At 69.2% G+C, this 8,915-nt stretch carries 8 protein-coding genes; 1 reads left to right on the top strand and 7 read right to left on the bottom strand.

Annotated features, from left to right (window positions below; genetic code table 11):
- Positions 1 to 162: 162 nt before the first annotated feature.
- On the top strand, positions 163 to 357 hold the full coding sequence (locus F3J18_RS33675; RefSeq protein ID WP_240156485.1) for a cytochrome c: 195 nt from the start codon (positions 163 to 165) through the stop codon (positions 355 to 357).
- A gap of 8 nt (positions 358 to 365) precedes the next feature.
- On the opposite strand, the gene F3J18_RS33670 is transcribed toward F3J18_RS33675, so the two are convergent.
- From F3J18_RS33670 to F3J18_RS33640, 7 genes are all read right to left on the bottom strand, one after another.
- Positions 366 to 1,475, bottom strand: coding sequence for a porin (locus F3J18_RS33670; protein ID WP_166916424.1), 1,110 nt, complete (start codon positions 1,473 to 1,475; stop codon positions 366 to 368).
- Positions 1,476 to 1,811: 336 nt separating this feature from the next.
- Entirely contained in the window at positions 1,812 to 2,744 is a 933-nt protein-coding gene (locus F3J18_RS33665) for a LysR family transcriptional regulator (RefSeq protein WP_166916422.1), read from the bottom strand.
- A 111-nt stretch (positions 2,745 to 2,855) separates the two neighbouring features.
- The gene (locus tag F3J18_RS33660; RefSeq protein ID WP_240156484.1) at positions 2,856 to 4,433 is read right to left on the bottom strand and encodes a hypothetical protein; all 1,578 of its coding nucleotides are present in this window, start codon (positions 4,431 to 4,433) and stop codon (positions 2,856 to 2,858) included.
- Entirely contained in the window at positions 4,430 to 4,666 is a 237-nt protein-coding gene (locus tag F3J18_RS33655) for a hypothetical protein (RefSeq protein ID WP_025099185.1), read from the bottom strand. The genes F3J18_RS33660 and F3J18_RS33655 overlap by 4 nt, the downstream gene beginning before the upstream one ends.
- Positions 4,667 to 5,008: 342 nt before the next feature.
- Positions 5,009 to 5,959, bottom strand: coding sequence for a DUF979 domain-containing protein (locus F3J18_RS33650; RefSeq protein ID WP_025099184.1), 951 nt, complete (start codon positions 5,957 to 5,959; stop codon positions 5,009 to 5,011).
- Positions 5,956 to 6,702, bottom strand: coding sequence for a DUF969 domain-containing protein (locus tag F3J18_RS33645; protein WP_025099183.1), 747 nt, complete (start codon positions 6,700 to 6,702; stop codon positions 5,956 to 5,958). Before F3J18_RS33645 ends, F3J18_RS33650 begins: the two co-directional genes overlap by 4 nt.
- 153 nt (positions 6,703 to 6,855) lie before the next feature.
- Positions 6,856 to 8,915, bottom strand: a 2,060-nt coding sequence (locus tag F3J18_RS33640) for a hydantoinase B/oxoprolinase family protein (RefSeq protein ID WP_205195672.1), incomplete at its 5' end; no start/stop codon positions are given.

Genomic DNA, 8,915 nt, shown 5'->3' with positions numbered 1-8,915 from the left:
AACTGGCCGTCATCAGCGCATTGACACTGCGCGCCGCGGCCCGGCGCGCACCATTAAGCAGTTCCACGATGCCGCCGTGAATGCCGGCATAGCCCGACGGCAAAGCGGCGGGCTTCCGCGCCGCCGCTGCTGGCCGCCGCGCGCCGCAACAAGCCGCCCCTGATGTTCTGGACCATCCGCAACGGCGTGCGCATGACGGCCATGCCGGCCTTCGGCAAGAGCTTCGACGACCACGAGATCTGGCAACTGGCGGCCTTCCTGAACCACGCTCGCGGCATCTCGGCCGGCGATTACGCGAAGCTGGTGGCGGCCGGCGGCCCGCCCGCGCCCGCGCCCGCGCCGGCCGTCGCGCCCTGAGCCCTGCGTCAGAACACCGTGCGCAGGCTCAGGCTCGCCCCGAAGTTGTTGGCCTTGCCGGCGAAGTTCAGCGGCCCGTTCGGATCGTTGACCGAGGCGCCGGACAGATGGCTGTGGTCCACCTCGAGATAGACGTCGGTGCGCTTGCTGAGCAGGTAGTCGACGATGCCGTAGACGGTCTGCGTCGTGCCGCTGCGGCCGGGCGCGACATTGTTCGCGTGGTCGTAGGCATAGGAGCCGATCACGCGCCATTGCGGCGCAAGCTGCCAGGACGCGCCGACCCGCACGAACGCGTCGTTGCGCGCGCTGCCCTGCGGGCCCGACGCGGTGGCGGCATTGCCGACGATGCTGGTATTGGCTAACGGCCCGCCGCTATTGGCCGCCGCCACGTTGAAACCGGCGTCGCGGCGCGCGTCGATGCCGTACAGGTAGAGCGCGAGCGGCCCCCAGGCATAGGTGCCGCCGAGCGAGCCGACCACCAGCTTGTGGCCGCCGCCGTCCTTCGACTGCGCGCCGGCGATGCCGAGCTTGCCGCCGCCGAAGCGATAGATCAGCGAGGCGGTGCTGGTGCTGCCCGACACGGCGCTGCCGGGCTGGCCGCCGAAGGCATGCTGCACCTGCAGCGTGACCGGCCCGAAATCCTTCTCGTATTGCAGCGTGTTGTCGAAGCGGATCCCCACCAGGAACAGCGACCAGTCGGTCGCGTTGATGTTGCCGCCGCCGATCGGGTCGAAGTTGAAGGCATAGAAGTTGTAGATGCCGCCATACTGGCGCCCCAGCTTGACGGTGCCGAAGCGATCGCTCTGCAGGCCGACCCAGGCGAAGCGCCCGAACAGTTGCCCTTGCTGGTCGGACTTGCCGTTGGCGATATTGAAGCCCGATTCGAGCTGGAAGATCGCGCGCGTGCCGCCGCCCAGTTCCTCCACGCCCTTCAGGCCGAAGCGATTGCCGTTGACGGCGCCTTCGTTGATGCCGACCGTATTGCCGGCGGCCGAGCTCTGGAAGCGTATCGCCTCGTCGATCAGGCCATAGAGGGTGACGCTCGATTGCGCATGCGCGAGCCCGCAGGCGAGCGCCAGCCCGATACCGATGCCGATATCGCCGATGATCTTCTTCATTCGTTTTCCTGATTGATTTCAATTCGCCAGGCCGCGCGCGTCGATCTTCCCCGCGGCTTTCGCCAACCGGCGGCGCATCGCGCGAGGCCATGCGCCGCCGGCAACCCCTGCTCGGTGTCGAACGCGCGCCGTGGTTTGCGGTTCACGGCTTGCGCGGCAACGATCTCCGGGCAGGGCTGATTCTGTTATGGCCGATTCGGCAGGTCGAACTTGAAAATTAAATCGCGCGCATAAGGATTTCGAATACCGCTGGCGCGGTGCGCGACAGGCGAACGCTGGCGCGCGACACCATCACGGCCTCGCGCGCGGAAGACACGAAAAGAAGGGAAACGCCGCCTAGACGACGATGCGCGCGGCATCCTCGCCGAGCCGCGCGCCGTACTTGCGCACGGTCTCCACGGCGATCTCGACCAGCCGCTCGGTCCATTCGGAGCCGGTGCGCCAGGCGATCACGAAGGGCAGCGGCGGCGGCACCTCGATGCCGTCGAGCCGGCGCAGCGTGCCCTTCTCGAGCGGCACCGGCACCAGCGCGGGCGGCATCGCGGCCACCCCGAAGCCGGCCTGGGTGAGCTGGATCATCGCGGCCACCGAGTTCACGCAGCTCACGCGCGCCTCGCCGATGCCGTAGGACTGCATCAGCCGCAGCAGGTCCTGGTGCGGGCGCGAGTGGCGCGAATAGGTGATCAGCCGCTCGGCGCCGAGCCGGCGCAGCGCCGAGGTGGGCGTGTCCTCGGGCTGCAGGCCCATCACGCGCGAGTTGGCCGCCGCGATCCACACCACCGACAGCTCCAGCACCTCGATGCTGCGGATCGTCTCGTCGCGCAGCATGTCGGTCTGGATCACCATGTCGAGCATGCCGCGCCGCAACTGCTCGTTGAGGTTGAGCGCGGTATCCGAGGTCACCTCGATATCGAGGTTCGGGTAATGCGCCATCACGTCGGCGACGAAATCGACGAACCAGGAATGGATCGCGCTGTCCATCGCGCCGATCCGGATCGTGCCGTAGGCGAACTTCTCGCCCTGCAGCGATTCGTAGAGCTGTGTCATCGACTGGCTGACCTGCTCGGCGTGGCGCAGCACGCGCTCGCCCTCGCGCGTGAGCGTCACGCCCTTGGGGTCGCGCTTGAGCAGCTTGGCGCCCAGTTCCTGCTCGAGCACCGAGATGCGGCTCGAGATGGCGGCCTGCGTCGAATGCAGCTTTTCCGCCGCGAGGCTGAAACTGCGCAGCTTCGCGACCCAGATGAAGGTCTCCAGGAACTTCAGGTTCACGTCCGTCTCCTTCGCTGCCGGCGGCGCGGTGGGGTGCGCCGCCGGGTCCGTCCCAGCATATACCTCAGAAAAAACCCGCTGAACAGCGGCAACATCCCCACCCGCCGCGCTTCACTTGACCGCCTGCGCGATCGCGGCGACCAGCTTGCTAGCCTGCGCGACGATCGTGTCGCGATAGGACTCGAACATCGCGTCGCTCAGCTTCGCGTCGTCGCCCGTCGTGAAATGCGACATGACCGGCGTATGCAGGTGGCCCGCGAAGATCCCGCTGTTCGGCGCCAGCGTGTCGCGCAGCAGGGTGTTGCGATAGCCGCTCTCGTTCGACAGGTAGTTGCCGCCGCCGCCCTCGATCGCGCAGGTGCCGGTGGCCGGCGCGGTGGGAGCGCTCGGCGGCGGGTAGCGGTTCGATCCGGTGAAGCCCGCCAGCGTACCGGCGTCGCCGCAATCGCTCAGCTCCGAATGATCGGTATGCCAGATCACCTGGTAGCCGCCCGGCTTCGACGTGCGTGGCACGGTGATGGCCGCGCCGCTGTTCGCCCCGATCATCGCCGCGTAGGGCAGCGTGGTGGTGGTGAACTGCTCGGGCAGGGTCGGCTGCCAGGGCTGCGGATCGTAGCCGAGCACGGCTCGCGGCGGATAGATGTCGGCATCCTGCATGCCGGGCAGCAACTGGGCACCGAATGGGTCGCCGATGGTGGTATTGAGATTGTCGGGGAAAGCGGCCGCGTGATAACGCCCGTGCCAGTTCTCGATATCGAAGATACCTTCCCGGCCCTGGCTCATCGTGATCGAGGCGTTCACATGCTCCGGCCCGGTGAAGAACGGCGTCAGCGTGGTTTCCTGCATGCCTTCGCGGAACGGCGCGTAGTCGACCGGCAGCAGGTAGGTCTGGATCACCGCCCGGCTGCCGTCGGCCAGCGTGAGCGTGCGGCCGTCCAGCGCCAGCGCGGTGGCGCCCGAGGGATTGCCGATACGGATATTGGTCGACGAGATTGTCGTGCCGGGCGTGCCGAGCGTGAAGGGATCGAAGCCGCTGATCAGGATGCGCTTGATGCCGGCGCCCGACGGGAAGGCGATCGCGTACTGGCCGCGCGAGGCACGCTCCAGCACCCACTGGAGCTGCGCACGCTGCTGCAGCGTCAGCGGGATCTGCGGCACCCACTGGCGCAGCGCCAGCGTCATCTTCAGGCGTGCCCAGTACAGCATGCGATCGTCGCTTTGCGGCAGCGTGCCGCTCAGGTGGCGGCCCTGCACGCGGTCCACGGCGGCCTGCCACAGCGCCTGCCCGGCGATCTTGACGGTGGCCACCGCATCGCCGAACGAGCGGATCGCGCGATCGGTGCAGAGCTGCGCGCTGAAGCGCGGGCCGTAGCCGTCGAAGCCCGAGGCCGCGAGGATCTGGTCGGCGAATGGCGTGCTATTGCCGGGCAGCAGGTTCACCAGGCGCTGCTCCTCGTAGGAGCCGGCCACGGTGGCGTCCATGCAGCCGGCATAGGCGGCCGCCGGCGGCGGATTGGTGGCGCCGCTGGGCGGAATCAGCGCGGCGGGCGGCCCGGCCGGGTCGGCTGCCGCGGTATTCGCCGCGGTGGCCGAGGAGGCGGCCACGGAAGGGCTGTCGTCGTTGCAGGCGGCCAGCGCCAGCGCGGCGGCGGCCAGCACGGCGAGACGAGCGAGCGGGGCGGGCTTCATTGCGCACCTCCCGCGCTGGCCGGCTGCGCCGGCAGGGGCAGGTCGGGCCGCTTGGGCAGCGCGCGCGTGCATTCGCCGTCGAAATAAGGACCGCTGACCAGTTTCCAATCCAGATTCGGCGCGTTCGACATGCACCTGGTCTGGCCTTGATCCGACCACAGGAAATAGCCGCCCTGCAATTGCGCATTGGCCGACACGCTGACGATGGCGAGCGACGCCACGAGCCATGACATTTTCACGATTCCTTCCCCCTTTGATGAATTCGGTTCCGGAGAACCGCCCGACGAGAGATGCCCCGTGCCGGCCCGTGCTGGCCGATCGCCGGAAGCACGAATTCATTGTGTCGGCCGGGGAAATACCGGTCGAACAAGAAAAATAAATTCGCCTTATCGACAATCGCCTGTTTATTTGATGATCGACCGTGTTTATCGGATCGTCATTTCCCGATCGCGGGCAATCGAGCGGAATCGCGGTTCTCGCCGCGGTTCTCGCCGCCAAATAATGGGAAGCGCGCCCGCTCGTCGGATTCGACGGCGGGCGCCGGGAGAGGAAAGAGGATGGACGACGCGCGGCGCCTACATCAGCAGGTACAGCAGGAAGATATTGACCACCAGCAGGCACAGCGCGGTCGGCGCCTGGGCGCGGATCACGCCGTACTTGTCGCGCAGTTCGAGCAGCGCGGCCGGCACGATGTTGAAGTTGGCGGCCATCGGCGTGAGCAGGGTGCCGCAATAACCCGAGAACATGCCGATCGCGGCCAGCGGCGCCGGGTTGGCATGGAACACGCCGATCAGCACCGGCACGCCGATGCCGCCCGTCATCACCGGGAAGGCCGCGAAGCCGTTGCCCATGATCGCCGCGAACAGCGCCATGCCGATGCAGTACACGGCCACCGCCAGCAAGCGCGCGTCGAGGCTGATATAGGCGGTGCTCAGGTGCGCGATGGCCTTGCCCACGCCGGCATCGGCGAACACCAGGCCCAGCATGCCGAGCATCTGCGGCAGCACCACCGCCCAGGACACCGCGTCGATCAGCCGACGCGCCTCCAGCACGCCCTGCTTCGGACCATCGCCGGTGAGCCGGCAGGCGAAGCCGAAGGCGATCACGCAGCCGATCCCGAACGAGACCAGGGTCGCGTTCTTCGGATCGAGCACGGCGGTGCCGCCGAACACCAGGTGCGGCGCCAGCAGGGTGCCGATCACGGTCACCAGCGGAATCGTCAGGGCCGGCAGGAACAGGCGATTGCCCAGGCGCAGCGCGCTCGCGCGCCGCGTCGCCTCGTCGGGCACCTTGGGTTTCGCGCCCACCACCCCGCCGAAGCCGGCCACCAGCGCCATCGCCACCACCAGCGCGCCGACCACCTCGGGCGGCAGCCGGTCGCCGGCCAGGAACACGATGCCGTAGACGATCCAGAAAGCGCCGGCCAGGAAGCGCCTGGGATGCTCGCGATCGCTGACGATCACGCCGCCGATCACGATCAGCAGCAGGCCCAGCAGCCAGAAGAACCAGTCGAGCGTGACGATCATGCCTGTTCTCCCTGCGCGCGCGCATCGTCGCTCGACTCGCGGGCCGAGGCGGGCAAGGCCGCGGCCTCGCGCGCCAGCCAGCCGTCCAGGCGCCAGAGCCGGAAGCCGTGGATCAGGAAGGCCGAGATCGCGGTCGGGATGCCGTACAGCGCGACGTGCATCGGCTCGACGATCACGCCCGCCTCCTTCAGGAAGGTGACCATCAGCACGATCGCGCCGAAGGCCACGAACACGTCCTCGCCGAAGAACAGGCCGATGTTGTCGGCCGAGGCCGCGAAGGCGCGCAGCCGCTCGCGCACCGCCTCGCCGAAGCGGCCGAAGCGCGATTGCGCGGCGCCTTCGGCCATCGGCGCGACCAGCGGGCGAACCATCTGCGGATGGCCGCCGAGCCCGGTCAGGCCCACCGCGGCGGTCAGCTCGCGCACCAGCAGGTAGGCCACCAGCAGGCGCCCCGGCGTGGCCGCGCGGATGTTGCCGATCCAGATCTGGGCCCGCTCGCGCAGGCCGTGCCGCTCCAGCAGGCCGATCACCGCCAGCGGCAGCAGGGTGATCAGTGCGATCACACGGGTCTTGACGAAACCCGCGCCGATCGCGGCCAGCACGTGCTGGAGCGGGAAATGCGCGGCCAGGCCGGTGACGATCGCCGCCACCATCACGATCAGCATCGGGTTGAAACGCAGGACGAAGCCCGCCACGATCAGCACGACGCCGATCAGCGGGTACAGGTTCACGGTTGACTGCATGGAAGGGCCTCCTGTTGCCGGGAAAGAGAACGGCCCCGCCGCGCGGGCGGGACCGCCTTGCCTGCGCACGTGCGCCGCCTGAGCCGCGGCTGCCGTGCGCCTGTTGGTTTGTCGCTGTTCACGTTCGGCGTCATGCCGCGGTCATGCCCGCCCTCATGCCGACTCCGCGCGGCCGTAACCGCCGCCGCCCGGCGTCTCGATCACGAACACGTCGCCCGCGTGGACGGTGGTCGTATGCGTCGCGCCGAACTGCTCGACGGCGCCGCCGGCCCGCTCGATCCAGTTGCGCCCGACGCTGCCGGGCGCCCCGCCCGCCAGCCCGAACGGCGGCACGCGGCGGCGGTTGGCGAGGATGTTGGCGGTCAGGCTGCGCAGGAAACGGATCCGCCGCACCGCGCCGTCGCCGCCCGCCTGCCGCCCCGCGCCGCCGCTGCCGGCGCGGATCGCGTGCTGCTCGACCAGCACCGGGAAGCGCCACTCGATCACCTCGGGGTCGGTCATCCGCGAATTCGTCATGTGCGTCTGTACCGCCGAGGTGCCCGGATGCGTGCCGCCCGCGCCCGAACCGCCGGCGATGGTCTCGTAGTACTGCTGGGCATCGTCGCCGAACGTGAAGTTGTTCATCGTACCCTGAGAACCCGCCAGCACCGCAAGCGCGCCATAAAGCGCGTCGGTCACCGATTGCGAGACCTCCACATTGCCGGCCACCACCGCGGCCGGGTAGGCCGGGTTGAGCATCGAGCCGTGCGGGATCACGATCTCGATGGGCCGCAGCACACCCTCGTTCATCGGGATCGCGTCGGTCAGCAAGGTGCGGAACACGTAGAGCACGGCCGCCTTGCAGACCGAGCGCGGCGCGTTGAAGTTGCTGCCGCGCTGCGCGCTGGTGCCGGTGAAGTCGACGCGCGCGGCACGCCGCTCGCGGTCGATCGTGACGCGCACGCGGATCACCGCGCCGTCGTCCATCTCGTAGGCGAACTCGCCGTCCGACAGGGACAGCAGCGCGGCGCGCACCGCCTCCTCGGCATTGGCCTGCACGTGGCCCATGTAGGCCAGCACCACCTCGGCGCCGTAGCGCCCCGCCACCCGCAGCAGCTCGCTCGCGCCGCATTCGCAGGCGGCGATCTGGGCGGTCAGGTCGGCGATGTTCTGGTCGATGTTGCGGCTCGGCCAGGGGCCGGCGGCGAACAGCGCGCGCACCTCGTCCTCCAGGAAGCGGCCCGCCGCGACGATGCGCACGTTGTCGAGCAGCACGCCCTCTTCCTCGATGGTGGTGCTGTCGGGCGGCATCGAGCCCGGCGTGATGCCGCCGACGTCGCCGTGATGGCCGCGCGCGGCCACGTAGAACAGCAGCTCGCCCGCCGCGCCGTGCACCGGCATCACCACCGTGATGTCGGGCAGGTGGGTGCCGCCGTTGTAGGGCACGTTGAGCATGAACACGTCGCCGCGCCCGAGGCTCGCGCCGTGCTCGCGGATCACGCTCTGCACGCTGTCGCTCATCGAGCCCAGATGCACGGGGATATGCGGCGCGTTCGCGATCAGCCCGCCCTCGCGATCGAAGATCGCGCAGGAGAAGTCGAGCCGCTCCTTCATGTTGACCGAGTACGAGGTCTTCTCCAGCGTCACGCCCATCTGCTGCGCGATCGACATGAACAGGTTGTTGAAGATCTCCAGGTGCACCGGGTCGCGCGCGGTGGTGATCGCGTGCGCCGCGCCGGCCGCCTCGACGCGGTCCAGGCGCAGCGTGCCGTCCTCCAGCACGCAGGCGGTCCAGCCCTCGGCCAGCACGATGGTCGAGATTTCCTCGGTGATCAGCGCGGGGCCGGCCAGGCTCGCGCCGATCGCGAGATCGCGGCGCGCATGCAGCGGCACCGTCAGCGCGCGGGCGCCGGCAAACAGGGTGGCCTCGCTGCCGGCCGCGGCCGCCGGGTTGGCCTTGCGCGGCGCGGCGCCGTGCAGGGTGGGCGGCTCGCTCAGGCCGATCGCCTCCACCACCACCGATTCGACCACCAGCGGCTTGTCCTGCATCGCGAAGCCGTAGCGCTTGCGGTGCAGTGCCTCGAAGGCGGCGGCCATCTCCGGCGCCTCGCCGAACGGCACCTCCAGCGTCGAATCGGTATCGCGATACTTGAGGCGCGCCGCGCGGGTGGCCCGCAGCGCCTCGCGCGGCACGCGCTGCGCCAGGATCGCCTCGAGCGCCTCGCCCTCGAGCC

The organism is Burkholderia sp. Ax-1720, assembly GCF_011753035.1.
Lineage (GTDB): Bacteria > Pseudomonadota > Gammaproteobacteria > Burkholderiales > Burkholderiaceae > Burkholderia > Burkholderia gladioli.
The sequence above is the reverse complement of the archived record's forward strand: the minus strand, read 5'-3'. Positions and strand labels throughout refer to the sequence as shown.